Source organism: Pseudomonas sp. ChxA (genome assembly GCF_030263855.1).
Taxonomy (GTDB): domain Bacteria; phylum Pseudomonadota; class Gammaproteobacteria; order Pseudomonadales; family Pseudomonadaceae; genus Aquipseudomonas; species Aquipseudomonas fluorescens_CB.
This window is the reverse complement of sequence record NZ_JARPMK010000001.1, coordinates 3,555,501-3,582,023: the sequence shown is the minus strand read 5'-3', so window position 1 is coordinate 3,582,023 and position 26,523 is coordinate 3,555,501. Positions and strand designations below refer to the sequence as shown.

General features: G+C 54.3%; 23 protein-coding genes and 1 pseudogene. 13 read left to right on the top strand and 11 right to left on the bottom strand.

The annotated features are described in order from the left end of the window. Positions 1-5: 5 nt before the first annotated feature. Complete coding sequence (locus P5706_RS16040) at positions 6-1,205, top strand: DUF4236 domain-containing protein (protein ID WP_285680052.1); 1,200 nt, start codon at positions 6-8, stop codon at positions 1,203-1,205. A 395-nt stretch (positions 1,206-1,600) separates the two neighbouring features. Here P5706_RS16040 and P5706_RS16035 read toward each other — a convergent pair whose 3' ends face one another. Beyond that, the gene (locus tag P5706_RS16035) at positions 1,601-2,242 is read right to left on the bottom strand and encodes a hypothetical protein (RefSeq protein WP_285680050.1); all 642 of its coding nucleotides are present in this window, start codon (positions 2,240-2,242) and stop codon (positions 1,601-1,603) included. Beyond that, entirely contained in the window at positions 2,239-2,985 is a 747-nt protein-coding gene (locus P5706_RS16030; protein WP_285680048.1) for an HNH endonuclease, read from the bottom strand. Before P5706_RS16030 ends, P5706_RS16035 begins: the two co-directional genes overlap by 4 nt. Before the next feature lie 29 nt (positions 2,986-3,014). Here P5706_RS16030 and P5706_RS16025 point away from each other — a divergent pair, with 29 nt between their 5' ends. Continuing rightward, positions 3,015-3,326, top strand: coding sequence for a hypothetical protein (locus tag P5706_RS16025; protein ID WP_285680046.1), 312 nt, complete (start codon positions 3,015-3,017; stop codon positions 3,324-3,326). A 5-nt stretch (positions 3,327-3,331) separates the two neighbouring features. Then, positions 3,332-3,496, top strand: coding sequence for an NAD(P)-dependent oxidoreductase (locus tag P5706_RS37020; RefSeq protein ID WP_352231391.1), 165 nt, complete (start codon positions 3,332-3,334; stop codon positions 3,494-3,496). Positions 3,497-3,650: 154 nt separating this feature from the next. Here the strand turns inward: P5706_RS37020 and P5706_RS16020 are convergent, their stop codons facing one another. Beyond that, the gene (locus P5706_RS16020; RefSeq protein WP_285680044.1) at positions 3,651-4,601 is read right to left on the bottom strand and encodes a site-specific integrase; all 951 of its coding nucleotides are present in this window, start codon (positions 4,599-4,601) and stop codon (positions 3,651-3,653) included. Positions 4,602-4,795: 194 nt separating this feature from the next. Here P5706_RS16020 and P5706_RS16015 point away from each other — a divergent pair, with 194 nt between their 5' ends. The 6 genes from P5706_RS16015 (at position 4,796) to P5706_RS15990 (ending at position 12,225) form a co-directional block, all read left to right on the top strand. Beyond that, positions 4,796-5,818, top strand: a complete 1,023-nt coding sequence (locus P5706_RS16015; RefSeq protein ID WP_285680042.1) for a DNA-binding protein — start codon at positions 4,796-4,798, stop codon at positions 5,816-5,818. A 302-nt stretch (positions 5,819-6,120) separates the two neighbouring features. Then, a complete protein-coding gene (locus P5706_RS16010) occupies positions 6,121-6,426 on the top strand; it encodes a hypothetical protein (RefSeq protein WP_285680040.1) in 306 nt (101 codons plus the stop codon). A 214-nt stretch (positions 6,427-6,640) separates the two neighbouring features. Further along, the gene (locus P5706_RS16005; RefSeq protein WP_285680038.1) at positions 6,641-8,545 is read left to right on the top strand and encodes an ATP-dependent nuclease; all 1,905 of its coding nucleotides are present in this window, start codon (positions 6,641-6,643) and stop codon (positions 8,543-8,545) included. Between the two features lie 43 nt (positions 8,546-8,588). Further along, positions 8,589-10,340 (top strand): UvrD-helicase domain-containing protein, encoded by a 1,752-nt coding sequence (locus tag P5706_RS16000; RefSeq protein ID WP_285680037.1) that lies wholly within the window; start codon positions 8,589-8,591, stop codon positions 10,338-10,340. A 255-nt stretch (positions 10,341-10,595) separates the two neighbouring features. Continuing rightward, entirely contained in the window at positions 10,596-11,690 is a 1,095-nt protein-coding gene (locus P5706_RS15995) for a hypothetical protein (protein ID WP_285680035.1), read from the top strand. A gap of 316 nt (positions 11,691-12,006) precedes the next feature. After that, complete coding sequence (locus tag P5706_RS15990) at positions 12,007-12,225, top strand: antitoxin Xre/MbcA/ParS toxin-binding domain-containing protein (RefSeq protein ID WP_285680033.1); 219 nt, start codon at positions 12,007-12,009, stop codon at positions 12,223-12,225. Positions 12,226-12,769: 544 nt separating this feature from the next. On the opposite strand, the gene P5706_RS15985 is transcribed toward P5706_RS15990, so the two are convergent. Next, positions 12,770-13,093: a hypothetical protein gene (locus tag P5706_RS15985; protein WP_285680031.1), complete on the bottom strand. Its 324-nt coding sequence runs from the start codon at positions 13,091-13,093 to the stop codon at positions 12,770-12,772. A 223-nt stretch (positions 13,094-13,316) separates the two neighbouring features. Here P5706_RS15985 and P5706_RS15980 point away from each other — a divergent pair, with 223 nt between their 5' ends. From P5706_RS15980 to P5706_RS15970, 3 genes are all read left to right on the top strand, one after another. Then, positions 13,317-13,925, top strand: a complete 609-nt coding sequence (locus tag P5706_RS15980; RefSeq protein WP_285680029.1) for a helix-turn-helix domain-containing protein — start codon at positions 13,317-13,319, stop codon at positions 13,923-13,925. After that, positions 13,915-14,736 (top strand): ubiquinol-cytochrome C chaperone family protein, encoded by an 822-nt coding sequence (locus P5706_RS15975; RefSeq protein WP_285680027.1) that lies wholly within the window; start codon positions 13,915-13,917, stop codon positions 14,734-14,736. Before P5706_RS15980 ends, P5706_RS15975 begins: the two co-directional genes overlap by 11 nt. A 606-nt stretch (positions 14,737-15,342) precedes the next feature. Beyond that, positions 15,343-17,403 carry a hypothetical protein gene (locus P5706_RS15970; protein WP_285680025.1) on the top strand — a complete coding sequence of 687 codons (2,061 nt, stop codon included), beginning with the start codon at positions 15,343-15,345 and terminating at the stop codon, positions 17,401-17,403. A gap of 279 nt (positions 17,404-17,682) precedes the next feature. Here P5706_RS15970 and P5706_RS15965 read toward each other — a convergent pair. The 6 genes and pseudogenes from P5706_RS15965 to P5706_RS15940 form a co-directional block, all read right to left on the bottom strand. Then, positions 17,683-18,003: pseudogene (locus P5706_RS15965) on the bottom strand (carbohydrate porin); the annotation flags it as partial. A gap of 704 nt (positions 18,004-18,707) precedes the next feature. Beyond that, the gene (locus tag P5706_RS15960) at positions 18,708-19,019 is read right to left on the bottom strand and encodes a hypothetical protein (protein WP_285680023.1); all 312 of its coding nucleotides are present in this window, start codon (positions 19,017-19,019) and stop codon (positions 18,708-18,710) included. Between the two features lie 22 nt (positions 19,020-19,041). Further along, positions 19,042-19,977 carry a hypothetical protein gene (locus P5706_RS15955; RefSeq protein ID WP_285680021.1) on the bottom strand — a complete coding sequence of 312 codons (936 nt, stop codon included), beginning with the start codon at positions 19,975-19,977 and terminating at the stop codon, positions 19,042-19,044. Positions 19,978-20,210: 233 nt separating this feature from the next. Next, positions 20,211-21,824 carry a hypothetical protein gene (locus tag P5706_RS15950; protein WP_285680019.1) on the bottom strand — a complete coding sequence of 538 codons (1,614 nt, stop codon included), beginning with the start codon at positions 21,822-21,824 and terminating at the stop codon, positions 20,211-20,213. A gap of 27 nt (positions 21,825-21,851) precedes the next feature. Then, positions 21,852-22,016, bottom strand: coding sequence for a hypothetical protein (locus tag P5706_RS15945; RefSeq protein WP_285680017.1), 165 nt, complete (start codon positions 22,014-22,016; stop codon positions 21,852-21,854). Between the two features lie 959 nt (positions 22,017-22,975). Further along, a complete protein-coding gene (locus P5706_RS15940; RefSeq protein WP_285680015.1) occupies positions 22,976-24,274 on the bottom strand; it encodes a hypothetical protein in 1,299 nt (432 codons plus the stop codon). An 838-nt stretch (positions 24,275-25,112) separates the two neighbouring features. On the opposite strand from P5706_RS15940, the gene P5706_RS15935 reads away from it, so the two are divergent. Beyond that, positions 25,113-25,601 (top strand): DUF4019 domain-containing protein, encoded by a 489-nt coding sequence (locus tag P5706_RS15935; RefSeq protein WP_200434006.1) that lies wholly within the window; start codon positions 25,113-25,115, stop codon positions 25,599-25,601. Between the two features lie 177 nt (positions 25,602-25,778). Here the strand turns inward: P5706_RS15935 and deoC are convergent, their stop codons facing one another. Continuing rightward, the gene (gene deoC, locus P5706_RS15930) at positions 25,779-26,462 is read right to left on the bottom strand and encodes a deoxyribose-phosphate aldolase (RefSeq protein WP_285680013.1); all 684 of its coding nucleotides are present in this window, start codon (positions 26,460-26,462) and stop codon (positions 25,779-25,781) included. Positions 26,463-26,523 lie beyond the last annotated feature (61 nt).

Below are 26,523 nucleotides of genomic sequence, written 5' to 3'. Positions count from 1 at the left end.
GGCAAATGGGATTGCGCTATCGCAAGCGGATTAAAATCGCTAATGGGCTCTGGCTAAACCTCTCGGGGAGCGGCGTCAGTCTTTCGATGGGTGGCGCGGGTGCCACCATCAACTTGAGCAGCCGACGTGGCGCGACCGCTACATTCGGCATTCCTGGCACTGGTTTTTCGTATCGAACGAGCCTTGGCTTCAGATCGGTACGTCGGGGTGGCGGTGCGGCTAACCAACTGCCTGTCCAGCTCCCACCTGTCCAACCTATCCAAAGCGAGACGGTTGAGGAAATCGCTGAGATTGGGATGCAAGAGCTGCAGCAACTGATCCTTGATACCTACAACGAACGGCAGACGCTTGATGCGGAGCTCAGTCACCGCTCCCGGGCTTTCATGTGGCGAAACCTGTTCGCAACCCTGGTTGCGCGCCCGGTGCTCACCGTTCTCTTTCTGCGGAAATTGAAGCAGAAGCTCGCGGATTGGATTGCCCAATGGAAGGCTCAAGTCTATGAGATACGAGCCATCATCGATGGCCATGGCCTGCAGTTCGATTGGTCGCTCAGCCTTGAAGTTGTCCGGCGGTATGAATCTGTCATCGACTCGTTCGATCAGGTCTCGCAAAGCAAAGTCATTTGGGACATCACGGGCTCCCGCGCCGTGAACCGTCTGGTTGAACGCTCCAATGCTCAGCGCGCAGTTGACCGTGTGCGGGTGCTTTTCCAGAAAGGCCGCCCTCGCTACCTTCCTGCAGTGGAAGGCGATACTCACCCTGAAGTGCCAGTGCTTCGCAATGCCAACGGTGCAGATATCTACCTGTTCCCGGGATTTGTCCTGCTGGAGAGCCCACGCAATTTTGCGGTCGTTTCGATCAAGGACATGAACCCCGCGTTTCGCTTCAGCAGATTTCGAGAGACCGATGGCGTTCCCAGTGACTCTCGTGTGCTTGGCTATGGGTGGGAGCGAGAGAACAAGAACGGCTCCCGTGATCGGCGGTTTAAAGAGAATCGGCAGATTCCCATTGCCTGTTACGGCCAGCTTGGGCTTACCGGCTCAGGTATGAACGAGGAGTACCAGTTCTCCAATGCAGAGCATGCGGAGGCGTTTGCCGAGGCTCTTGCAAGCCTGCGACGTGCAGCGATCTCGGCAGATGATCGTATCGAGCGGGCAAGCTCGAGGTCGTCAACCTCGAGAAGAGGCCTACCCGGTACCAAATGAATCTGGGCTCAACACAATAGCGGGTGTTGGCATGTGAGGTCAGGCACTTCTTGCGTCCGACCCAGTCAAGCGAGGGCCGGAGGGCCCTCAAATTCGCTTCTGAATGTCGTACAGTGAGCGAGCCAGCTGTGAGAGTGGAATACATCCTTTCCGAGCGACGAACGCTGTGTCCTCAGCCTCCTCCGGCACCATGTACAAGATGTCGAGCGGGAGCTCAGCGCCAGCGGCTCTCAATTCGCTCTTCAGTCGAACCAATGGCGCGCCAGAAGGGCCCACTACCAAGACGTCGTAATCGCTGCCGACGCCGTGGAGCGATGAGCCAAACATGAAGGCCTTGTAGTACTGCAGTGTGGGGCAGGTTTCGAGGAGAAAGCCTGCCACCTCCGCAGCTGTCATCAGCCCTTCAGCAAAATAGGTCTCAGCTCGTCCCATTTCAATACCTTACATCCCAACTGCCGCCCTGCCTCAATGGCGCTTGGAGCGGGCGATCCATTGGGGTTGGTGTTCCACGCAACGTCCACAGCACCACAACTGTCCCAGAGGCTGCGAACAGCATCAGCTGTCGGCTCATACTCCCAGATCATGCCTATCCTGAGTGAGCGGCCCCGCGAAAGGGTCAGAGAGAATACACGATCGAACTCACGGCGGACGTTCGAAACGTAACCTAGCTGCAGAATCATGCGGTAAGGGAACATGTAGTTTTTGTGGGACGCCATCCTCGCCGAGCCTTTTGGAATTGCTGACCCAAGTGATCCGTAGTTCCCCCATCCTACGGTCTTGTCTTCTAGGAAGGCGATCGCACTACCATCCCATAAGCACTCTTTGCGATAGCCGCAGAGGAAATCCATCTCTGGGCATTGCTCGTAGTATCGAGCAGCCAACTCGGCGTCCATGTTGTAGGCGTCACTGATGACAGCCAAAACGTCAGGCTGCTCACGAACCGAGATGCGAATAGCATCGCCCCCGGCGTGTTCTACCGAGATGACTCCGCTTTCACGCCGGGCATTCTCCAACGCATATTTCACCTGCCACTTCATGAAAAGATTCCGTCTAGCTGTACTGGATAACGAATAGCACGGCCGGAGACACCACAGACGTGTCGTTCGACCAGCCCTCGGACATGCTCCTGGTACTGGGCAAAGGCCTCGTGCTCGGCCTCGTTCATGTGCTGCTGGTTCGCCATTATGATGCGTTGGATACGAAGGTGATTGGGCAGGATGACATTACGCATCCTGTGCGACCAGGTTTTCGCGGAGTCTGACTCAGGGTCGTACTCAAAATCTGTACCTTCGCAAGGCGCGAGCCTTTTCCAGATCGCCTTGTTCTCCGCCATGGCTGCGGTAATGGCGTTTCTAACCTGCGGGCGCTCCTCGTAGGCATATACGCCTTGCTTATGGGCCAGTGCCGCTAGGTGGTTGCTCTTCCACATCAACAGCGTGGCTCGATTGTACGACGGGGAGTTTTTGTCGATCTTCGTATGGCAGGTCGGGCACAGGAGCAGGAGGTTCTCGAAGGAATCGGCTTCGAATTCGCCATCAGGGCGCTCCTCGTGACGTGGCCCTTTTTCACCATGGGGAATCACGTGGGCCATCTCCGCGATGTGCTTGTCACCCCCCATTTCAGCTGGGAATAGGGGTTGTAGGCAGTCCGGGTGCTGGCAATGGCCTGCGGCCTCTGAGAAAAGCCGGAGCTTGGTTTCCTGTGGAATGTGCTTTCGATCTGCCATGGTCGCGCCCTGATTTTGAGGTGCGTAGAGTAGCGGCAGACAGCGCAGAGTCATAGACCAACCTTGGGCGAGTCCGACATCAAATGACGCAGTCTGAAGGGATTTTTCCGCACGCTGACAGCTGGTGCGGAATCAGCGCTGTTAGTCTGCATGACCTGCGCATAGCCAAGCGTCGGAACCAGTGCGGTAGCGACAGCCATGGATTCAGTAAGGTGCTGCTAGTTGCGCGCCTTGTCAGCAGTGATGCCCTTCACACACTTCTCGAGGAAACGCCGAATGCCTTCCTTGAGCAGGGTGATGCTGTCAAAGACGCGAGAGGCGACCACAGGCTCGAAGTGGTTGATTTCCAGCTCGCCGTGCCGAAACCAAACACAGCATCACTGCTGATGTACTGAGCGCGTTGGGGCCTGAAGGCTTTCTGGTCAATATAGGCCGAGGAAGTCTCGTCGACACTGATCTGCTCGCCGGCGCCTTGCGTGACGGCACCATCGCAGAAGCGGGAATTGATGTTTACGAGAGCGAGCCTTCCAGGCCAGAGGCGCCGCTAGGTTCGACAACCTGCTGATCACTCCTCATCTCGCGGGATGGTCTCCGGAAGCTACTGCCGCACAGCTGGAAGTGTTCATGGCCAACGTAACCCGGCAGCGGCGCCGTAGCACCTGTCTGAACGGGCTCAAACAGGGTGGGATGTGCTTCTGGTTTTCGAACTGGCAGCGATCCTACCGGCCAATTTTCAGCTCAGATCCCCGTTTCCCCACCGCCAGTCCCCCAAAAGAAGCGCTTGCGTCGATGTAGCGCAGCGCCGACTGCATATCCTTCCACCCCACGTAGGTCATCAGCGCTTTGATGTCCCACCCATTCGCCGATGCCCATGTTGCGAAGCCTCTCCGAAGCGAATGGCTGCTGTATATGGCAGCAGGTAAACCCGCCTCTGCAAGGATTCTGCGCAACATCGGAATCAGGCTGTGAGGATTGATTCCCTCTGTTGAAAGATTGCCCCAGCGATCAATCCCCCTGAACACCGGCCCCCTGGCCAGGCCAGCAATGGTGATCCAATTGATATAGGCCTCCACAGGGCAGAGCATCTTAAGCGCCGGAGTGTGGTAGGTCGCGCCCTGATGCTCGCGATCACCCTTGGTGTACGGAAGAAAGAAGGAAATACCTTCCCCAGACGCCGCATAGGTGTGCTCGATCTCCAGACGAGCGAGCTCGTCGCCTCGGAAACCACGCCAGAATCCGATCAAGACCAGGGCGATTGATCTCCTGTGCCGAACCTCACACTTGTGATCACCTTGATGGTGAGCGTCATTTGCTTCGGTCTCTAGCCAACCCACAACTTGCTGCAGCTGACTCAATTGAAGAGGGGCAGCTTGCTTTGTCTTGGCAGGGTGGACAGTTCGAATACCTTTGAGAACCCGTCGCACGTCTGGCGTCTTCGTTGGATCTGGAAAGCCCTGAGTGATATGCCATTGAGATAGCGCCGCGAGCCGCTGCTTGAGCGTATTGATCGAGTGATGCCCGGCGTAGTTGGCCAGGTAGCGGACGATGCCGTCACCTGTAGTAGGCAGGTAGCCACCCCAGTCCATCTCGAAGTGCTCAATGGCTGTTCGGTAGCTTTTCCGAGTGTTCTCCCGGGCTCCAGCCTTCAGGTACAGATCGGCTTTGTCCATGAGATGGCCTCCAGATTGGGGGAGTTTGGCATTCGTACTGCCTAAATGTACTAAAAACCGATTTTACCGAACTGGGAGGCCATAAATCTGTATTACTTCATACCAGTTGTCGGCTTTTTAGCTGCACGTTCAAGTATTTTCGTATCATGTTATTCCATAACATGTGACATGACACGAAATAGTACGGAGGGCTTATGGCTCGTGGCGGCGTTAACCTGGCAGTGGTGCAGAAAGCGCGGAGCAGCCTGCTGATGCGTGGTGTGTACCCCAGCATTGATGCGGTGCGGGTCGAGATTGGAAATACAGGCTCCAAGACCACGATTGCTCGATACCTGAAACAGCTGGAAACGCCCGGGCCAGACGTAACCACGCGTGATCGCATGAGCTGTGCACTGCGCGGGGTGGTCGAGAGCTTGTTGGATCAGGTGCAGGAGGAGGGTAATCAGGTCTTTCTTGAGGCGCGGGCAGAGTTCGAGCATGAGCGCAAACTGTTGGCCGCCCGCACAGAAACCCTTGAGAGCGAGCTGGCAGAGCTTCAGCGCCGTCATGAGGTGCAGGAGTCCGCGCTGGCGATCCAAGTCGAAGAGCTCAAGACCACTCATGCCTCGCTGCAAGCTGAACTCACACGCAACGCCGGCATATCCCAGCAATGCGCAGACCTTAAGGTTCGCCTAGGCGAGCGGGACGCCCAGATTCAATCGTTCGAAGAAAAACTGCTTCATAACCGCAACGCTCTGGAGCATTACCGTGAGTCGGTGAAGGAGCAGCGCGATCAGGAGCTGCGTCGCCACGAGGCACAGCTTCACCAGCTGCAGGTTGAACAGCGCAAGCTGCAGGAGACGGTCTCGGTCAAGCAGGACGAGTCAACTCGGCTCAATCGAGATAACGAGCGCCTCCTGGGAGAGGCCAAGCAGCATGCCAGGAAGTCCGCCGAACTGGCGGACACTGTTCAACGCATGACCTCCGATACTCAGGTCACCCAGGTGGCGCTAGCGCGAGCGGAAGGTGCTCAGGAAGCGCTCAAGGAACAACTGCTTGATCAGAAGCAGGACACTGAGGCATTGCGTCAGGCCCTGATGGCAAGCACCACCACTGTCACCGCGCTGCAGCAACAGATAGGGGCAGTGGAAGCCGAGAATGCCACTCTCCGGCAAGCACTAGAGCAGGCAGTGGATGCATCAGAGTCAACCGATCGCTCGAGCGAGACGGGCGGGTGAGGGTGGTCACCCAGGGCCCACCCAGTGACTTTGCGAATTTCTAGCACGCCCCTTGGGCGGTCGCAGCCTCATTGTCAGCCATAAGGGCCTTGGCCAGCGCCTCGAGCGCATCTGCCAAGCATGCGTCCTCCCTGGCATCGCCATTTGCCAGCACGAACTCCTTGCAGTGACGAAGCAGTGCTTCCCTGTCATTGTGGTTAAGGTCAAACGAGACGTGCGTACACGAACTCCTACGTGTTGAATCAAAGGAGCGGTTTACCCGAAAATTGCCGGCGCATATACCGCGTCTGGAAGAACAAAGAATGCATGATGACCTGGAGGCCGAGGTTTGGCGCGCTGCCGCAGATTTTCACGGCCCGGCGCTTGAGCTGATTTTGCGTGAGGTGCTTAACAGCTACGAGCGCAAGCCTGGATTCGACCCGCAAACCCGGCTCTACGAGAAGGTAATAGGCGTCGCTGCGTTTGAGGCGCTAAGGGCGGTCACTGATCGTGAACATTTCAATCCGTCGACGATTGGATATCTCATGATCCGGGAACGCCTGCGCTTCCACCTTCGAACTGAGCTGCTCCGCCACCTAATGCAGCAGGGCCATGTCAAGATACGTTGATAGCTGTGGATCTGGGGATCTGAATCACTCTGATGTATCCCACTGTAGATCATCATCGGTATCAACCATCCTCGCAGGCCAAGCCTGGGTGCTAAGATTGCCCGGGCTATGCCGTATGCCACTATCACACGATCAGTTTGCGCGAACCTGCAGGCCAGATACATCCGGCCGTCACGTCATATTCATTGGTAACCGGCCACTAGAAGGGATTCGCATGTATCTACGGCAATTGGATGTCACTGGATTCAAATGCTTTGGTGAGCCGTTCACCATCGAGTTTCGAGACGGGCTGAACGTGCTCGTGGGAGAGAATGGGGCCGGCAAGACTGGCGTGGTCAGTGCAGTGCGCCAGCTCTTCAACGACTCGGAGTCAGGCAAGCGAATTATCAGTGAGCGAGATTTTTACCGGGGTTTTGAGGCGGGCGCGGTCGCTGTTGAAAGCATCCAGATTCAGGCGACGTTTTCAGGCCTGGACGATCAGGACGCCATTGCGTTTGAATCCTGGTGTGGAAATCACGACGAGGCCAAGCTGACTTTTGAGGCGCGCAATCAAGAGTCTCGCGGTCGCTTCAGGCACCACACCTACGCGGGTCACGAGCATGCAAAACCGTTTGAGTCCGAGACGCTGGACTACATCCATTGCATCTACCTGCCTCCGCTGCGTGACGCCGAGAACAAGCTTCGCGAAGGCCGCCAATCCCGTCTTGCCCGGCTCATGAAGGCCCTCTGCCGCAAGGATCTCGCTGCGGCCAGGAGGGCACAGACTCTTCACCCGCTGGAAGAGCATGTCGGAAACTTCAATCGTGAGCTTTCACAGAGCGACGAATTTGCGATCAAACAAGCCAATCAGCGAATCGGAGACAACCTGAAGGCAGCGCTCGGGCTCAATCTCTCTCAGGGCACCATGATTCAGTTCTCCGAGGTCAGCTTCTCCCGGATCGTGGAGGGATTGCGGCTTCTGTACTTCCCTAATCTCAGCGAGGCTGACACGACCCAATTCCGATCGCTGGAGGAGAACAGCCTTGGCTACAACAACCTCCTGTACATCGCATCGATCCTGGCTGAACTGATCTTGGAGGAAGAGGAGGAGCGAGGCGAAGAGACCTATCTGCGGCTCCTGCTGATCGAGGAGCCAGAGGCGCATCTTCATCCTCAGCTTCAACTGCGCCTGCTTCGGCATTTGAAAACGGTGGCTGAAGAGCGCGGCATCCAGGTCATCATCACCACGCACTCGACTGTCATCTCCGCTGCCGTCTCCCTGGATCACCTCATCCACATCTCCAATGACACCAGGCCAGTTGCTATACCGCTCAGCGCGTGCGGCCTTCCTGAAAACAGTCGCCGCTTTGTGGATCGCTGGTTGGACGTCACAAAATCCAACCTCCTTTTCTCCAAAGGGGCAATACTCGTGGAAGGAATTGCTGAGGCCATGGTATTGCCAGAGCTGGCGCGTATTGTCCTGCGCCCCTACGGCGAGGGGAAGAACTGCCTGGACGACTACGGCGTCTCCGTGATCAACCTCGGCGGTATCTACTTCAATCATTTCATGCAGCTGTTTTGCGATGTCACAGGTGATCAGCGAGGCGAGAATGTCCCGATCAGGTGTGCAGGGCTTACTGACAATGACCCCCCGAAATCTATCCGGTCGGTTGAGGGGGAGGACGGTAAAGATGCTCCTGTTCCGTTCCTTCCTCATGATGATGACCTCCAGGTAGGGGACAATCCAGCATTGGTGCTGATAGCGCCGATCAGTCAATCGCAGTTCGGCAGATTGTTCGTGGGTAAGTACAAGACCTTTGAGTACGACATCGCGATGGAGGGTAACAACCTCAGATTGATGTCGACAGCTGCGGCCACTCTCTGGCCTGTGCAAGGTGGGGGAGTGGTGAGGGAGCTGACAAGGCGGGCTGGCCTGGACTACTCGACCATGAGTTCAGCGGAGAGGGCGCCGTACGCGAATGACATGCTTGATCGAATCGAAACCAAAGAAATTGGCAAGGGGTTCTATGCGCAGGCATTTGCAGACGCGCTGGCTAACGTGAGGGGCGGCTTCATCGTGCCGGAATACATCCGCTTAGCCATCCTCTGGGCTTGCGGGATCGAGGAACAAGCCGAATGACCTGGGTCAGGCCTAAAGGCTCGAGGCCGAAGGATGCCGGGCGATGAACTTCACCAAGGAGCAGTTGGAATACATCGCGGCGCCGCTTGATCAGCATAGCTACCTGAAAGCATGCCCAGGTAGTGGCAAGACCGAGGTGGTGGCTGCAATGGTCTCGCAAACCATTCAGGCGTGGTCAAGTTCGCCTTCGGGTATCGCCGTTCTGACATTTTCTAACAGCGCGACCGACGAGCTCCGGAGCAGGGTGCACAAGTACTTGGGCGGGCCGATCGGCTTACCGCACTGCATCTCTACCTTCGACAGCTTCGTGTTGACTAGGTTGGTGGCCAGCATCGCCAGCGAGTTGACGGGCTATCCAGGCAAGGAGGGCGATTACCGTATTCGGATCCTTGAGAGGGAAGCAGATATCTTCCAGACCCGGCAGCGGATTTGTGGTCGCCGCGTGTCAGCCTGCCGGTACAACTACGATCTTGCAGCAGGCCGGTTCAAGTTTGCGACGGGTGAGCGAAGGTTCGATCAGCAGCTCAATGACGCAGAGATCACTGAAGAGATCAAAGCTGATTTAGTAGCTACCAAAAGGCGACTCTGGCTTGCCGGTTACGCGACCTATGCTGACATCGACATGCTGGCGCTCATGGCATTCAAGGAACGTCGCTTCGATGGCTATTTCTCGCGTGTTACCCGCCGCTTCCCCGTGGTAATCGTGGATGAATGCCAGGATCTCTCCGCCGAACAACTGATGATCGTACGCAAGCTCAGCGGGATAGGGGTTAAATTCCACTTTGTCGGCGATCTCAATCAGTCGATCTACGGCTTTCGCAGGTCGAATCCAGCCAATGTCAGCCAATTGATGGAGACACTCCAGTTCAAGCAGTACGAGCTGACAGCCAACTGGCGAAGCGGCCAGGCCATTGTCGACCTCTGCAGTAACATCGTCGGAACTGGAAAGGTTTCGGGGAACCCTGAAATCGCCTCCATCCAGCCAAAAATTCTCGAGTACGTAGGCTGTCCGTCAGAGCTATTGCCAACGATCCGCGCCCTGACAACGGAGTACGGTAAGGTCGTGATGGTTGCGCGAGGGCATACGACCCTCCAACGACTGCGCAACGGGAAGACCTTCGAAGGCATAGAGTTACTCGCAGTCGCCTGCATCGGCGCCAGCTCAGGAAGCCTGAATGACCTCAAGGTGAGTGTGAGAACATTTGCCTACTGGCTGGCGGGGAAGCTCCAGCTACAAGTCAAAAAAGCAGGGCCCTATTGCCCAGTCTCAATGGAGTCCAAATTGAGCTGGCGCAAATTCCTCCACCAGAGCCTCCGGTTCTTGGTCGCCAATGGCGCCGGCGACGCAAACCAAACATGGACGGCATGGGTTCGTACCGCAAAGCTCGCGCTCCGACAGCTACCAGATCAAGGCTTCGTGCCCGACGAAATACGGGAGGAGCTGCAGGAGTTGAGGGGGCTTAATCTCGTCGCCCAGCGGGGAGAGGGCAACAAACCGGTGTCCATACGCCTTTTAAGCCAGGAGATCCAGGATGGAGCACCGGAGACACTACGCTACGAGACAATTCACCAGGTCAAAGGCGAAACGCACGATGTCACCGTGGTTGTATCCTCCAAAACCCGAGGCAAGCACGAGTCCCATTGGGCCGACTGGCTCTCTGATCGCAAATCTGAAGCCGCACGCTTCGCCTACGTCGCAAGCTCCCGCCCCCGGCATATGCTCATCTGGGCGGTAAAAAAACTGAAGCCGAAGGAGCGCCAAGCATTGGCCGAGTTAGGCTTTGAACTACCCTGAGCAATGCGCTGGCTTAGCTTTGTGGTGCTCGTATTTGGGAGGTGGCGCCGGCGGCGCCCAGAGTCGGTATAAACCTATTTTTTCACCTGTTAACTGCTTTGGTTTACAGCTCAGAAAATAGGTTTACACCTTTCCAAGACTCCTGTTGGAAAGTCTCTCTGGTGGGCTGGGATCAGTCAGCCGATGATTAGGTGAACGGGGGTGGTTATGGCAGTGGTGTTTTTTCTACCTTGGATAGCGGCTACTGAGGAGCTAATGATCGCAGACATGCGCCTCATCCCTTACGAGCGCGGTCGACTCCCTGGCGAACTGCTGGGCATCCCTCAGGCAGCTTTCGACGGCGTTCTAGGTAACTATGGCGACCGGGGCGTTGGGCCTCACCCCTCGCAGCCAATCCATCAAGCGGCACTCATCATCTGGGATGAGGACACGCCAGGCCTGAACGCATCGGATGCCCAGATCCAGGAGCGGTTGGTTCAGGGTTCCTACCTCGCATTTTCCGCCTTAGCACAACGCAAGTTCTGCTCAACGTTTGAGTACTACAACGCAGACACTCTACAGGTCGTGGCGCAGCGGTTTGATGTCGGCACGCCGACTCACTCCTGCATGACCACGCGCCGGCGTGACGGCAATACTCAAAACATGCTGGCGGGGAGCGGAGGGCTCAAGTTCGTTCGGCCGTACCACGTCGACAACCGTACGCGCTTCACGCTCGACGCGCCACTGCTGGATGCTTTGCTCAAACTCCCTGACGGAGAATTGAAGGAGCGCATCGATGAAGCGATCGTCTCTTACCTAAGAGCCAACACTGATGCTTCTTCCATGGATGAGCGATCAGAGCTGATCCTGATGAGGATCGCCATTGACACGCTGCTGGCCGTTCCGCATGACAAGGCAGCCTTTCGCAGGGCGATCAACGAACACTTCGACGAGCTACCGAACCCGCCCACCTGGTACAAGGGCAATTTGGACGAGCGCTGGTGGTGCAATCACTGGGACAGCAACGTCAGCCGCCCGCTCGACGCCTGGGTTCACGATGTCAGTGCCGCACGCAATGCTGCCGCGCATGGCCCAGGCACTGGCCAGAAGGGAAGCATTTGGCCTCGCCATAACCACCTCATTCTCTCTGCGTGGTTGTTGCCTCTTATTGTCAAGAAGCTGCTCGTCCAAGCAGGACTCTACGAGTTCAGCGCCGAAGACAAGGTCGCACGGGCAGGGTTTGAGGTTTTTCTGGCCCACGATCTGCTGGCGTTTACCGATAAGCATCAGAACAAGGTTTGGTGGCAAATAGCCGAGTCTGAGCTTTATCTGCCTCTGTTCGTTGAGCAATTGCAGCGAGCATGCGAATGACGAAACTTGAGTCAACGTGTGCTGCTACGCAGTGGGATGCGGGAGGGGAATCCGGGATAGAAGTGAAGATCTAGCTTGAAACCGCCCCCGACCCGGTGTGTAAACCAATTTTTTGATGTGTAAACCACCGCGCTTTACACGTCAAAAAACTGGTTTACACATTTTCTGAGACGCCAGCCTCAGGCGACCGTAACCACCTGTCGGGATCGAAGTAACAGGCACGCCTGAAACTGGCACCGGGCTCGCCTATGAGGGGGAGACAGTGAGCGGATGGCGATGATGTAGGATAGGACTAGACCGCAGAAGGAGCGTACTCATGAGCACTTTGCCCCCCGATCAACAGGCCCGTTATTTGGAAGTGCTCGACGCCGCAAAGCGCTTGTATGGCGGCGATTTCGACGCAGCCATGCACTGGATGACACGTCCGGTAAAAGCATTTGGCGGCAAAGCCCCTGCCAGCATGATCACCAGCAGTGTGGAGACTGAGACCACTGTCGAGTATGCCAGGCGTTTGGAGCATGGATTCGTTGGCTGATAGGCCTGGATTTGCGTAGTCAAGCATCCAGGCGGACTGTCGCCGATTCCGATACTCAAGCTCAAGCCGAGGCTGGTCGACCGTCCACTAAGTCAGGCCCCTGACCCTAAATCGTCGCACGGCTGCGCCCGGGCGACCTCACGGTATGGCCCAGGGAGAGCAGGCGAAGGAAGGGACGCCGGCAATGAGCTCGGAAAGAGATTGCAAGGGTGATGGCCAGGATCGAACGCCTGCAACTACTCAGGTTCAGCAGGCGATCATCGCGTGCAATATGATTCGCGAAGTTCAGTCCTAGACAGCCAATCTTTAGCCATGGGCCGGGTTGCATTTTCGAAAAGTGAGTTGATCTTTCAACGAAAGTGCGGCTCTGCTCTACTTAACTTGAAACCAGAATGCGTGAGTTTTGCCGTGTGGCAGGACTCATGTTTTTTATCGCACGATAGTCAAGGCTTCTTTCTGAAAGGCCGGTTATGAAATCCATGGATAACATGATGTGCTATCAGAACATCAGGAGCTGCGAGGACAGCTCCTTTCTTTAAATCGCCTACTTAACGTAAGCCTTTTCTTCAGCGACCCCATATTTGCAGGTCACTTGGCGCTGAAACGCCCCACGGTCACCTACCTGGATAATATAATTGATGCGCTCTATCTCCAGGTCTTTAGCACACTGCTTTAGCGTTTTTGCTATGTCGTAATGAATTTTACGGACATCCTCGGGAAGTTTGTAATTGAATTCTGGATATTCAATCGCCCAAACAGTGTCGACACTATCTAGTTTAACCCATTCTTTTTCGGCCAGAAACTTGTAAGCTTTCTTGCGAACAGCGTTCGCATTTTCAAAGTCAAGCGACAGTGTTACGTGAGTCATATTCATTTCCTTAACGACCTCCCTACCAGGTGGTAGCAAGTCCATAAAGATCATGTCAGAGACTGTATTTAACTTTCCACCCATAGTTAACACCTGCGCTCACATTGTCCTCCATGCACTACAAAGTGCGCATGGATTGCCAATTGTCCGCGTCAGAGGACATTCGGGATGGACAGCCGAGAAGTTGACGATATCATTGCGCCACCAGCAAGGACGTGACCGCATGACAACAGACGCTATCGCACCAGGAAGCGAAATCCTCAAGAAAACCCAGCGCGGGCTGAGCGCGAACCTTCTCCGTGCTATGCAGGTATCAGGCATCACCGAGACCGGCGAGCCAAAGAAGCTGACGCAGCAGCACCTCTCGAATGACTCAGGCATCGCGCGATCAACGATCAGCAAATACCTGACGCAACACACCGATGCCAATCCTGACCTCGAAACGCTCTGTCGACTGGCCTCTGCGCTAAACATTTCTCCGGCGCTGCTCTTGATGAGTGAGGAGGACTGGCTGCAGTTAGCACGTGCGCTGCTTGAAGTCGGTCATGTTCGTAATAATGAGTCCATCCGCACCATGATTGAAGCGCTGGGCAATGAGCAGAACAATCGCCCTTTGACACGAGCGGCGACTGTGTTGCGTATGGCCAAGTACGTGGGGGTTGAGAATCGCTCTGATTCGAACCTGGGAAGGAAGGTACAGCAAGGCATTCTTGCTACCGCTGCGATGCCAGCGCATCCGGATTTCGAGCAAGGCATCTACACACATCTTTTACCGCTGTGCATCGTGATGGGTGCACGGATCATTGACCGGGGAACAACCCATGAATCTTGATGAAATCTTGTCGACCTCCAGCATTGAGGCGATTCTGTCGGTCTCCGATGTTGAGGACATCAGCGCAGTTGTGAATTACCTCACCGACAATGGGGAAGGTCGCCTGGCCCTAGATGGTGACGTCTGCAAACGACTTGTGGCTGCACGCGATGCAGGCCGCTACACAGATGCTGATCACCAGCTAATCGCAAGAGAGATTCGTCTGTTCGGTGGTAACTCGCTGCTCAACTTGTTCCGCAAGGACGGAGTCGCGTATGACGAGATCGTCGACGATGTGGCTAAGCATCTTAAGGTCAACCATGCAGACGATCCCGTTAACGTGGTGGAGCAGGAGATTCTCGGGAAAATTCTGTCCCGCGCATTCGAGCAAATGACTGACGCGGAACGCAAAGCGGTGTTGGATGAGTTGGGCGTCGCGAGCTATTCCACTGCAGGCCCTGCAGCGGCGATCGCCGCGATCTGTGCCGCAAAAGCCGGAGGCTTTGCGACTTACAAAATCGCAGCGATCGTGGCCAACGCCATAGCCAAGGCCATACTCGGCAAAGGACTTTCATTTGTAGCTACCGGCCAGCTCATGAGGAGCATCAGTGTTGCGATTGGGCCTATCGGGTGGGCGATAACTGCGTTGTGGACAGCTGCTGATCTGGCCAGTCCGGCCTATCGGGTAACGGTTCCATGTGTGGTTCAACTGGCCTACATGCGTCAGAAGGCAATCATGTTGCGCACAGTGAAAACTTGCAGCCAATGTCAGCATCCAATTGCCCACACTGCACGCTTCTGTTCAGAATGCGGCAACGCTGCGGCTGCTTAATCACCAATGAAAGATATGAGATGGGGAGGTGCGCGTCCCATCTCAAGGAAAGGTAATGCTTGGGACAATTAAATTAAGAACCTACTGGCGTAGGGTTGACTCATTCGAAATGGCCGTTGACGACCTTCATAGGCTCAGAGCTCATATTGTGTCGGAAACCGAGGAGCCCATCCGTATTGGCTCTAAGGTGTTTAGGTTCTCCAACGGGTTCACGTTTTTTGCTGACAGTGGCATCCCTCAAGACCTGCATTTTGATGAGTCGCCTGAAGAAGTTATTGCATTAATTGACGCTGAGCTGAATAGAATATTGGCAGGAGTGCATAGTTAGCCAGGCCAGCAGGAGCAGATTGTTTTAGGTTACGGATAAATGATGCACTTTTCTATCGTGCCATGCTCCATCGCTAAATTTCCTCGAAACAACCGAAAAGTTTAGAGGCGTCCTGGGTATAAACATCAAAGGGCAGAGACTTCTAAACAGCATCAGCATCAGCATCAGCATCAGCATGCAGATCGCAGTCTCGCTTACGCGGTGCGGAGTTTACTGACCTTTAAGGAGGGGCCATGGTCTCAATAACGTACGTAGTTGTCCTGCCAGTCGGCGATAGTATGAGCACGTTCCAAGGATGGCATAGAGATGTCATGGCTTGGGAGACTTTAAGCATCCTCACCGCCGTCACTATGGGGCCTTTTGATACGGCTGAAATATTTATGAGTCAAGAGAGCCTAATAGAATACAGAAAGACGTCTAGAGGAAGAATCGTTAAGGTGATCGGCGGGCACCTTATAGAATCCATTCCGAATCTGGTAGAGAGCCCAATGGCGATCATTCTTTATCCTAAGAGGTACTCAAGCGACGTGTCTAGGCTGGTATTTTCTGAAGGGGTATCAGCCATTTTTGCTACAACGGGAGAGGTTCGCGGCGCGATTAATCTGGAAAACTTAGAAAATAGATTTTCGGTGAAAAATTTCGACTATGAGATTTATAAAAAAATCAAGCATGCTAGGGTCTCGGCTGGCATCTTAAAAAAAATGCCGAAGCTCAGGTCGGCGTATAAAGTCGGTGCGGACTTAACGTTTTTCGGTGCGGGCACGACGATAGCGAATGAGTTTGTCCTTGCATCTCTTGGGTATGACTACCCAGACACTGAGTACATAAATCCGCTTGAGAATCAAAATTATTTCGATGCCATCGCTTCCGGCGCCGAGACTGTTCTTGATGTTTTGAAGAATGATGGCAAGCGGGGTGTTGTTTTATATTCCCCGGCTATCGTTAGCGAATTGTACAATACCGGATCGCATCGCTGGAATCAGTTGCTGAGAGAAATAAAGCGACCGCAGCATCGAAACTTTATTAAGAATGCCCTAATAAAAAACCCTGGGTATTCAGGATACATTATGCCGGAGGGGCACACAGCAGAAGATCATCCGAATACGGATCCGCTGACAGCAACCATATTAAACGAGAGGCAAAAGGAATTAAAAGTAACTAATTACTCCGTAGCTCTGCTAGCAAGTTCCTTAGGAGTTCCGGCCATCAGACTCCCTAATTCAGTGAACTTGCAAATGTCTAGCCTGCGGGAAATAGCGCGTTTGCACGATGGTTGGGGAGTGACAGGAAACAAAAAACTGCAGTCGAAATTCAAGGCTCTGTCTGATGGTTTGGGCGGTGCATTTAGTGAGCGATTTAAATACTTATTGAAAAAAAGGATTGATGGGTGTGTTATTTGCAGCGACTCTCCGTTGGAGTGGGCTGTTGTAGATGATTTGCCACTTATGATTAGTCATGAGGTCTGTCGAATACCAATGACGCCAGGGAATATGTTGTTACAGTTCTCAGCAGTTGGCTCGACCCATGAACTGCCCGTTGAAAAACTGCGGGACATCTTGGTCATTCGCTCTTTTAAGCGAGGAGACAAGCTTGAGGGAGTTTTGCAGGGCGCAGTGGAAGCCTTTCCCATGTCGGATAAGATTTCCGTAAAATTCGTAGATGTATATAGTGTAGGTGAGGTTGTTGCCGCCCTGAATGAATACTCCGGCGGCATGGTGATATTCGATTGCCATGGGCACCATGATGGCATCAGCGGTGTCGGTTGGTTGAGCATTGGGGATGAGCAGCTCAACACTTGGACGCTCCATGGTGTTGCTAGAATTCCGCCGATCGTGGCTCTGAGCGCTTGCTCAACCTCTTCAATTGCGGGGTCATATGTTTCTGTTGCCAATGGATTTATGCGATGCGGCGCTTTGAGTATTATAGGCACATATCTTCCCGTTGACGGCTTACACTCATCAGCATTCATGGCTAGGATTATCTTCAGAATAGATATGTTTTTATCTTACCTTCGACATAACGAATATGAAGTAATTAGCTGGCGCTTATTTATTTCGCACTTTATGCGCATGTCATATGCTACGGATGTCTTGATGCACTTCGTAGAGTGCGATATTTTGACTGCTGAAGATTATGCCTCGATCCATGTGCAGGCGAATAAACTAATTAATGATTTCGATGAAAATTGGTATGAATTCTTAATTGGCAGGGTGGCAGAGATCTCTGGGAATGAGCCGGTAGAATTGAAGCGCCAGATTCGGGAGGACTTAGCTCTTACGGAGTCAATGCTTTATTGCCATCTCGGACGTCCAGACTTGCTTAATATAATCCTCAATTGAAATCCGCTTAGTATGCGAATTGCATGCCAGAAATGGTTCTGGTTTATTCAGATTGTTGTATTGGGTGGCTACCAGAGACTGGAAGAGGAAGTCAGTTGGCTTGGGAATTATTTCGGACTTTATAACCAGCTCGATGGCCGACTAGCCGGTGTTCTGAGTGAGGGCCTGCATAGCAGATGTAACTCCTCGACACATGGTTGATTTCTGACACTTATGCGAGCGCAGCCGAAGGATTGTGCCAGACAAATTCTTCAGCGCAGAGAGGAAGTTAGCTTTGGTTCAGAATTTGGCTTGAATCTTCAAGCCCGCCACTACCGCGTTATCAACTTCAGATACGCTTCCAGGATGGCGAACATATTGAATGTTCGGACGAACCGTCATCCAGTCAGTTAGATGAACGCCGTAATACAGCTCCATATCGTACTCGGCACGCTGTATGGGCATGAATCGTGGGGCATCATAATTGCTGACACAGTTTGCATCGTTCACTTGGCCTTGCCGTGTGGAGACATCGTCATTGACGTGAATTCTTGCTAAGGCCAGGCCGATGTCATCCTTTGGTCTGGAGGCGAAGGGGCCCTTGTATCGCGTGCCTACCCGACTTCATCATCCGTTCTTTGGTTGAGGAGGGCAGGCTTGTCCCCTGCTCGAAAGCTACGTCCAGGATCATCGAGCGCTCTCAATTCTCTGGCCATCCAGTCGACAGCCATTGCCCAAGATTCGAGCGTTTGTTGAGTTCATGACGAACGCCCTGTCGTCAGGGATGCTCTGACTCCTCCAGGCCTCGTCGTTTGCAAGCTCGCAAGCACAAGAGGTGCCCGCGAGCTCATCAACCCGCAGAGGGATGCAACGGGGTAGTCGGAGTTAGTTTTGCCTACCTCCACTAGCGGCAGGCACCGCGCCATTCAGCTCAAATATTTACTGCAAGGAGAAGCTATATCCACGGCGATAATCCATAGCATTTTTCTTTAAGGAACCTCAACATATGATGTTTAAATCTAAATCCTATAAAAATCTAAAAACTCCGCTTTTCTGCTGTACACCATACTGTTTGAATAGCTCCACGCTTAGATGCGGAAGGGGATAAGGAACTCTCCATCTGCAAGCCTGAATGGGTGCGGCAAAGCATCCTTACGTTGGGATTAGTCTGTGCATTGGAGTACCCAGTGCTTGGAGAACCAAACTTTTCAGTCACTCCCTCAGGGGTAGAGATAAGCGACCATATGCGTGCCTCTATCCTGTCCTGAAGGAGCATTCTGACACCAGGATCCGACTCTCCACCTGATCTGCTATTGATCTCTGCACTATCGTTCGTAGGTATTACCACCGGTGCTGATTTTGTAGATAGTTTCCGAATAGGGAAGACGTGCAATGATGGTCGTGGCGTTCACCACACCCGCCATGGTCATCCCTCGGCACATCAGGCTGACATAGCCCTGAATGCGAACGCACATGGCATCAGCGCTATCAATGAAATTCGTTTTGTTGAGGCGGAGCATGATCACTGTTCTTCCCTCAGGTACCGCTCCAATTGGCGGTACGGCGAATATCGTAATCTGGGTGTAGATGACCAAACAGAGCAGGGCAAAGCCCCCTGCGATTAGAGCCTTCTTCATGAATCAGAGTCCTTTCTTGGATTCAGTCTATGCGCTTAACGATGCCAAACCGGCCTTCTTTGAAGTCGCTGGCTCGGAGCACACTGGGGGCGGCTTGGTCGCAGCTGTAGGTCGTGTAGCTCACAGGTGGGTTACCAAATCGATCCGAGCTACGATCCGCGCAACCTGAAAAGGAGGCAACGATATACAGCGGTTTGATTATCGCCTCATTGGGGACTTGGAGCCCCATGGAGAAACTGATGCTCACCTTGTGAGCAAAATCATTCGCGTCATCATGATAGTTACCCAGGAACGTCGCGTAGCTGCTCCAGCTGACGAATTCAAAACCCATCACGCCCAGTCGTTTTAACTCACCACCGTTTGATGCGTAGACGACGAGAGGTGCCAGCCTTGGGTCTTTGCTCTTGGATGAGTACGTAACCTTCGCCGTGATGTACTTAGAGCCACGCTCGGCAGACCGGTACTCATACTCATCACCGTAATCGTTGAAGCTCCACTGGCCGGCGATTTGGGCAGATTGGAGCGAGACAGAGCTGTCGTCTGCTATGAATGAGCCTTTGACCGGGATCACTTTCATCCCAAGCGCCGCCAGCCGGCGCGCCTCTTGCTCCTTGGTTTCACGATCCTTGACCATCCTCTGCAAGAAGCCGCTGCCGGTTTTGGCTTCAGCAGAATCGGGGTAGCGGGAAGTCAACGATGCCAAAGCTGCTTGAGTAGCTGCTTCATCACCACTGTCGGAAGCCTTTCGAACCTGAGTCAACAAGACGGATGGTGTTTCTTTGAGAGTCGTATTTTCCTGCTCAAGCTGCGCAATTCTGCCTTTGGCAGCAGTAATTTCTGCCTGCAGGGATTTGACGTCCGAGTGAAGGCCTTCAGCCTGCTTCTTGTACATTTCACCGCTATCGCCACACCCTGTGAGGGAAAAAGCCAGGCACGTGGCCAGTAAATCCTTCTTCAAAATGCACTCCCTTTGGCCGCTAATCCGATGGCTAGAGTGGCAATCTACCATCATGCATGAATCACCGGAATGGGAACGCAAATTGGTTGATGGTGACTACGCAGGCCGAGCGAGTCCTATTGAAGAGCGTCCCGAGGACTGCGATGAGGCCGTTGGGCAGGGTTCAGTCCCATGAATGGCACGCTCCAACGTGCATTCAGTCAGCCCCCTCGCCCGAAATCCTGGGACAACCTTTACATTCGAGCGTAGGGAACCGCCTCAAGCCCCAAGATGCCGTAGGCGTTCCGGATATTTTCTTCGGTGGGTTCCTTGTCGCGCAGCCAACGGACTGGGATATCCAAATAGTTCGCCCAGCGGACGCCTTGCTTGAACCGTCTCCATTGCTTGGTTTTGGCCATAACCTCCAGGTACTGGTTAGTCAGTGAGTACTGCAGCTCACCGGCCGAATACTTAGCGAGCTGGGAGGCTTTGATGTAGTGGCTAGATGCAGTGCCATAGTCCTCTTTTCGATAACACACGATGCCCCTCAACCAGTGCATTAGCCATGGAAGACGCTCGGCGACACCGGCCAACGTCATCTCTGCGTGCAGAGCCTCAACTGCTGCCAGCGTTACACCTGAGTCATTTCTCAGAGACAGGGCTTTCTGCAGGTAAAGGTCGAACAGTTCAGGCTTATCGATGCTCCAACGAGAGATTGAGTCAGACCTAACCCTGGCGGCGTAGGCTCCGTAGCGGATCTCTATCCACTTAACGACGTCGTCAGAAACATGACCTTCCGCATCCTTATGGCTAAGCAAGAGCTCGCTTGCATTGTGGCGTTTGCCTTCAAAGACGGCCCAGAAATCTGGGGCCATCTTTATCCCAAGCTCTACCCGTTCAAATGCGTCGAGCCGAATTCTTTCATCGGCTAACCCCGCCGAAAAATGCTCTGCTAGACGTGCGTCGACCTCTTGGTTGAGGCTGGCCATGTACGTGTTGATTTCAGGCTTCATCCAGCCGCAGTAGAGCCGGGCCTGGCCCAAGAGATCCTGGAGGTATTTTGTGCCTAGCTGCTCCTGAATATCCTTCGAAATGAATGTGGTGATGCGTGCGATAGTGGCGCAGGTGATGATGCCGTCTTGAAGTCTCTGCTCCACAGGCTTCCCAATCGAAGACAGAGCCTGGAACGAATCCTCCAGAATGCCCACTAGCGCCGGCAGGGACGGAAGGTGCTTTCCGTTTTTCCAACTCCTAACAGCCCGCTCATTTTGTTTTAGCTTCGTCGTATCCCCGACCACTCCGATCGGGTCATGGAAGGTGGCCAGCTTGAGGCCACAGGCGCCGTATGCCCAGCCCAGCACCTTGTCCAGCGGAGTTGAAAGCTCGCCCTCCACGTTGGAAGGAAGGTACCAGCAAGGCTCCATAGGCTGCGGGGCAGCATAGATATAGCCCTGCAGGACGACCCAGTTTTGAGCCAGTGACCTCACAGCAACGTCAACGGCATAGCTGGTGAGGAAAAAGCGCGTAGTGTCCGGCTTGGTCATCATAGTGCCCATGTGTTTGACCATGGACGCGTATGACCCGTACAGCTCGTTCAACAGATCTCGAACCTGTTCGGCCCAGAAGGGACAGCGAATGTACCGCCCCAGCGAAGCGGTCAGAAGTTGGGCAATGTCTTCAAAGGCCTCTTGTAGGTTGCAATCCTCCCTCGCCAGCCGTTGCATCTTCTTCTGGTAGGTTTTGGCCATGCCCTGATCGAATTCTGTATCGTCATCTCGATTACAGGCTTTGCGGGGCATTACGCCGCAAGCCGCCACGGCGTACTGAGCAACATCACCGAGGGTAGGGGAGGTGTACTGTCGTTCCATCAATTATGCCCCGAATGCCGTTGTCATTTACTGCTGGTTAGGGTTGAGTTGCTTGCCCCGATTGCCGTGCACTCGGGAGTTGGTGATGTTCGATCCGCTCGTTCCCTTGTTGACGTTCAGGCTATCCGAGCGATGGTTCGCCTGCGTACGCTGAGACGAAGGCTGTTGCGGGCCGGAGGTTTTCTTGGTCATGGTGAAGCTCCTGAGAAGAGCGCTTCAGCTAGCTGGATGCGCTCGGTGAGTGATGTGCTCAGGTTACCCATTGAGCTGGGATGCCTCTAGGTCGAAAGTGGCGACGTGATTTCCGGGGGCTTTCGCCACTGTTTTTTTAGCGGAGAGCGGTGGCCGCATCAGTAATCTGCTCCCGGGATAGTTCTCCAGGGTTTGGAACGCATGATGGGTTATCTGTATATATGTACAGTATTGGTTTTGCCAGCGTACAGAGTGGCACCCCAGGACGCTTTAGAGGAGGGCGCTCGTATCAGCACAAAATCGTTATAAGTGCCTGGAGCATCCGGAATCATTGGGTTTCAGGGCGTTGAAGGCTTGTGCGCTCATTGAGGAGTGCTTCAGCTGAATGAAGGGTGCCGTTTTTACGGGGCGAAGCCCTGTGCTGTATAAATATACAGTCGTGTTAAGTTTTGGCGATTAGCCTCGCAGTTTCGCTCGATTTGGTGACTAGGCGCTTCGCATCGGGTGGTGTGCGTTGACCATCCTGGATCACCTCACGGTACGACTCAGGCTTAATCTACTCGGAGAGCAGCGGATGCGAAGGAAGGGGCGCAGGCAGAGGGCTCGGGCAGGGATTGCAAGAATGATCACCAGGATCGAACGGCTGGAATTGAACAGAGTAGGGAAGCACAGTCTCCAGCTCCTACTCTGGGGACACCTGACTGACATGGTGCGCAGCATGCGGCTGGTGCTGATTGGCGTTAGACCCGTTGGCCAGGCCCAGCGAGGACGTTGAAGCTGAGCGGTCGCCTAACGCCAGAGCCGTCAGTTTAAAAGGCCGTGTCCCAAGCCATTGAGCTCGTTTGACCCGGGCTTGGGCACTCAGAAGAGAAGGGGGCTCGTACTGTCATATCAAGATCTGGAGATCCAACGCTCCATCTATTCCTGAGTGTGATTTCACCGATGGTGCATGATCGCCGTCAGAGCGACGGCCTACCTGCATGCTTACGTATCCACTGAGACGCGGGCAGATGCTTTCGGATTCCAATGTCCGGCCAAACATCTTGATCATGATGTGGCATAGAGATACTCACTGCCTTGGATACCCACCCGGCCTTTTTGGCCGACTCCCTCAACTCAAGGAATGTGATCGAGGCTCCAGCCTTAAGATGACCGCAGTCGCGCCAGTGGGCCTTCGCAGCCAACGGACTTTGCTGCAGTTGCCTCAGAATGCTGGCCGTGAACCTGCTGAATAGATCGATCATGGTATGGCTCGCGTAACCAGCACTACCATCCATCAAAGGCAGCAGCAGGCTTTGCGGGGAAAGATCCGAATTCTGGCTGTGCCTGAACTTGGCATAACAGCGGAAATAGGCAGCGAACTCAGAAGCCAGCGGATAGCGTAGGCGAGGGTAGTGAGGGCTTTCAAACCATGCACGCAGTGGAACGTCAGAGTAGATGGCCACGGCCGAGACGAGGAGCCATGGCTGCCACTGATTATCGTTCTGGGCCAATGACGTGGCTGTTGACATCAGATCAGCCAGTTGTACCGGTGTGAAAGTCGTCCGGGCTATCCCTTGGCGAACCTCGAAATCTCTAGGCTTTAGGGCACCGAACGGATTAATTGGGGTTGTAGTCCGCAGGGCACATAGGTAATCAAAAAAATCCCTACCACCATGCAGAAAGATATCGCGGTGCTGATAAGTTCCGAGTGCGAAAATCGATGCGGAATCGTCCGCCAGCTGCTTTCTGACTATCGGACGCCAATTGTCATTAACTGGCTTAATAGCGAATTCCGTCTTGGTCTTCAGCAGGTAACGCGTTCCGCCAGTCCTCGAAATCCATGACATAGGTAGGCGCATGACGAAGTGCATGAACTCCCTAGCATCCGTTTCTTGCCATTCTTGTATCGGCTTGTGCCGAATAGACCAGCTCCAATGCATCATCGTTTCGAGCACTGGACACATGATCTTGTAGTGCCTTGGGGTGAATTCCGGCCGTTGGCACTGCTTGGCCAGAAAGTCGATGCCGAGGCGCCAGGCTTGGAATGCTTCCAGTGTGGGGTCTAGGGTGCCGAGCCGTGAGCGGACGTCGTTATTGATTGGGCGCTCCAAGCCTTGGTGGTCGGTTAGGAGCACAATCGGCGGGAACAACGGATACGGCACGAAGGAATCCGTGGGGTCGGCTGGCTCTGGCGATTCGGACGGCAGGCTCGGCGCCGGCTTAGGGCGTGGTTTACGCGCTGGATTCTTAATCGGTGTCCGCGCTGACTTCATCATGGCGCAAAGCTCCTCAGCCGCCGGTTGAGCGACTGCTGAAGGACAGCCTTAATCGTGGCGGTGGCCGTAAAACACACTGAGGCCACTACGGCTGCGGCTGCCTGCAGGCGTTCTAATCTGGCAGCCTGGCTCAAACGGCATAGACGCCAGAGCTTGGCCGTGGAATGCCAGAGCATGGATGTAGATTGTAGACGCTGAAGGATGCTGACGGATGCGGAATCAGATGTGGTCCGCTTGAGGCGCTGAGATCAATGGTGAATAGGCTTGGGGCTGACTTAAGCGCTGGCTTACGCGATAGTGCCGATCGTCGAGCAAAGCACAGGCATGACAGGAGAAGACTAAACTAGGGCAGTCGTCGGCTCAGTTCAGTAAAGCTTCAGTTTCAACCGTAATTCGAGAGCGTCGGCTGAACTAGACGATGAGATTTCGGATGGGATCTCTAGCTGCTGAATTATGGTTTTCAAACCGGGCGATCAGGGATGGCAGGGCTGGTGGAGCTGAGGAGGTACTGGAGGGATGGAACGTAACCGGTTGATTCGAGCGGTGTATGATCAATTCAGGCAAAGTCTGGTTTTCGGGGGCTGGTGACAGAAACGGCATTTCTGATGTGATACATGATTTAACATAATATACATTATGCGTAATATCGTATTACGTAATCAGGAGCAGCACGCGTCAGATTTTGAGTCAGCGTCTCCAGGCTTTTGATCTTCTCACTGATCATCACCACTCAGCTGCCATTACGCCGCAACCTCATCGTGTTGACCAACCACATGGCAGCGCCTTCACGTTTGATCTTTACTCGTCTCAACGCCACCCGTGTTCAAGGAAGATCTGCATGAAGCTCTATGCCGCCGTATTGCTCGCCGCTGCGTTGCTTGGCGGTTGCGATGTCAGTTTCAACAAACCATCGCCGAAAGTCGTGGCCACTGATCCCGGAACGCCGCAGCAGCAGCAACAGGTGTTCGATACGGCCGTTGCGTTTCTCATGCTGCTGGATGCCGGCGAACCTGCAAAGACCTGGGCAGCCGCCAGCCCGGTTATGCAGGCGAAAACCTCTGAGCTGGCGTGGGTTGCCGGGCTGAAAGCGCTGCGTCTCGGACTGGGTTCGTTGCAGGCGCGCAAACCCGAGACCATTGGCTTTATTGTTGATCTGCCCGATGCGCCTGCAGGACGCTATGCAGTGATTGAGTTTGCCTCGACGTTTGCCACCACCACCGTCAAGGAGAAAGTCATCTTTCGAGACGACGACACGCGCTGGGGCGTCGTAGGCTACTTCGTGCACAAGAGCGTCACGTTTGGCGGCGATGAAAAGAAAGCGCCCTAGCCTTATCGCGAATGCTCTTCAGCGTGGGGTGTTCAGCCTTTATTGCTTGCGCGTAATCTCATCGAGCATACGTTGGATGAACGTCTAGCTCATCAGTTAAACTACCCTCCTCCTTTTTTATAACGATTAAATATAACTCGACTAAATGTCTATTTAGTTTAGTTATATAAAAGTGCTTCAGTAACCACCCACCGTTGCCATCTCCCCACCCACAATCGCAACCCCCGAACTGCTGCCCAAACGCGTGGCCCCGGCCTCAATCATCTTCACCGCTGTCGCATAATCACGCACGCCGCCGGATGCCTTGACCCCAACCCCAGCGCCTACTGTCTTGCGCATCAAGGTCACGTCTTCAAGCGTGGCGCCACTGCGGCTGAACCCGGTCGACGTCTTGACGAATGCCACACCCAGATCCCGGCAGATTTCGCAGGCCTGGACCTTTTGTTCGTCGCTGAGCAGGCAGGTTTCTAGGATCACCTTCAACGGCACGGCGCCGCAGGCTTTATGCACCAAGGCGATGTCTTCGCGTACGGCCTCAAGCAGTCCATCCTTCAGCCAGCCGATATTGAGCACCATGTCGATCTCCCCTGCCCCGGCGGCTATCGCCCGTTCGGCTTCAAAGGCCTTGGTGTCGCTCAGGCCGGCGCCCAGCGGGAAGCCCACCACTGCACAGATCACCACGCGATCGTCGGTCAGGCACGAGGCCGCGTAAGGCACCTGCCCGGAGTTCAGGCACACTGAGTAAAAGCCGTGTACCTGGGCTTCCTCGCACAAGGTGCGAATCTGTTCACGGGTGGCATCGGGGGCCAGCAAGGTGTGATCGATGTACTTGGCCAATGCTGCGGGTTGAAGCGTATTCATATAACGTGCCCTTGCCTGTATGTTGCCAATGGTGGTGTGCCGCGTGTTGCGGCGCTCACAT

What these genes read in the sequence shown, in the direction of transcription:
- P5706_RS16030 (WP_285680048.1), bottom strand. Translation starts at nt 2,985, where the DNA reads ATGACTCTGCGCTGTCTGCCGCTACTCTACGCACCTCAAAATCAGGGC.
- deoC (WP_285680013.1), bottom strand. Translation starts at nt 26,462, where the DNA reads ATGAATACGCTTCAACCCGCAGCATTGGCCAAGTACATCGATCACACC.
- P5706_RS15960 (WP_285680023.1), bottom strand. Translation starts at nt 19,019, where the DNA reads ATGAAGAAGGCTCTAATCGCAGGGGGCTTTGCCCTGCTCTGTTTGGTC.
- P5706_RS15935 (WP_200434006.1), top strand. Translation starts at nt 25,113, where the DNA reads ATGAAGCTCTATGCCGCCGTATTGCTCGCCGCTGCGTTGCTTGGCGGT.
- P5706_RS16015 (WP_285680042.1), top strand. Translation starts at nt 4,796, where the DNA reads ATGGCTCGTGGCGGCGTTAACCTGGCAGTGGTGCAGAAAGCGCGGAGC.
- P5706_RS15950 (WP_285680019.1), bottom strand. Translation starts at nt 21,824, where the DNA reads ATGGAACGACAGTACACCTCCCCTACCCTCGGTGATGTTGCTCAGTAC.
- P5706_RS16005 (WP_285680038.1), top strand. Translation starts at nt 6,641, where the DNA reads ATGTATCTACGGCAATTGGATGTCACTGGATTCAAATGCTTTGGTGAG.
- P5706_RS16010 (WP_285680040.1), top strand. Translation starts at nt 6,121, where the DNA reads ATGCATGATGACCTGGAGGCCGAGGTTTGGCGCGCTGCCGCAGATTTT.
- P5706_RS16020 (WP_285680044.1), bottom strand. Translation starts at nt 4,601, where the DNA reads ATGGACAAAGCCGATCTGTACCTGAAGGCTGGAGCCCGGGAGAACACT.
- P5706_RS16025 (WP_285680046.1), top strand. Translation starts at nt 3,015, where the DNA reads ATGACGCAGTCTGAAGGGATTTTTCCGCACGCTGACAGCTGGTGCGGA.
- P5706_RS16040 (WP_285680052.1), top strand. Translation starts at nt 6, where the DNA reads ATGGGATTGCGCTATCGCAAGCGGATTAAAATCGCTAATGGGCTCTGG.
- P5706_RS15940 (WP_285680015.1), bottom strand. Translation starts at nt 24,274, where the DNA reads ATGATGAAGTCAGCGCGGACACCGATTAAGAATCCAGCGCGTAAACCA.
- P5706_RS15980 (WP_285680029.1), top strand. Translation starts at nt 13,317, where the DNA reads ATGACAACAGACGCTATCGCACCAGGAAGCGAAATCCTCAAGAAAACC.
- P5706_RS15995 (WP_285680035.1), top strand. Translation starts at nt 10,596, where the DNA reads ATGATCGCAGACATGCGCCTCATCCCTTACGAGCGCGGTCGACTCCCT.
- P5706_RS15975 (WP_285680027.1), top strand. Translation starts at nt 13,915, where the DNA reads ATGAATCTTGATGAAATCTTGTCGACCTCCAGCATTGAGGCGATTCTG.
- P5706_RS16000 (WP_285680037.1), top strand. Translation starts at nt 8,589, where the DNA reads ATGAACTTCACCAAGGAGCAGTTGGAATACATCGCGGCGCCGCTTGAT.
- P5706_RS15945 (WP_285680017.1), bottom strand. Translation starts at nt 22,016, where the DNA reads ATGACCAAGAAAACCTCCGGCCCGCAACAGCCTTCGTCTCAGCGTACG.
- P5706_RS15985 (WP_285680031.1), bottom strand. Translation starts at nt 13,093, where the DNA reads ATGACTCACGTAACACTGTCGCTTGACTTTGAAAATGCGAACGCTGTT.
- P5706_RS15970 (WP_285680025.1), top strand. Translation starts at nt 15,343, where the DNA reads ATGAGCACGTTCCAAGGATGGCATAGAGATGTCATGGCTTGGGAGACT.
- P5706_RS15990 (WP_285680033.1), top strand. Translation starts at nt 12,007, where the DNA reads ATGAGCACTTTGCCCCCCGATCAACAGGCCCGTTATTTGGAAGTGCTC.
- P5706_RS16035 (WP_285680050.1), bottom strand. Translation starts at nt 2,242, where the DNA reads ATGAAGTGGCAGGTGAAATATGCGTTGGAGAATGCCCGGCGTGAAAGC.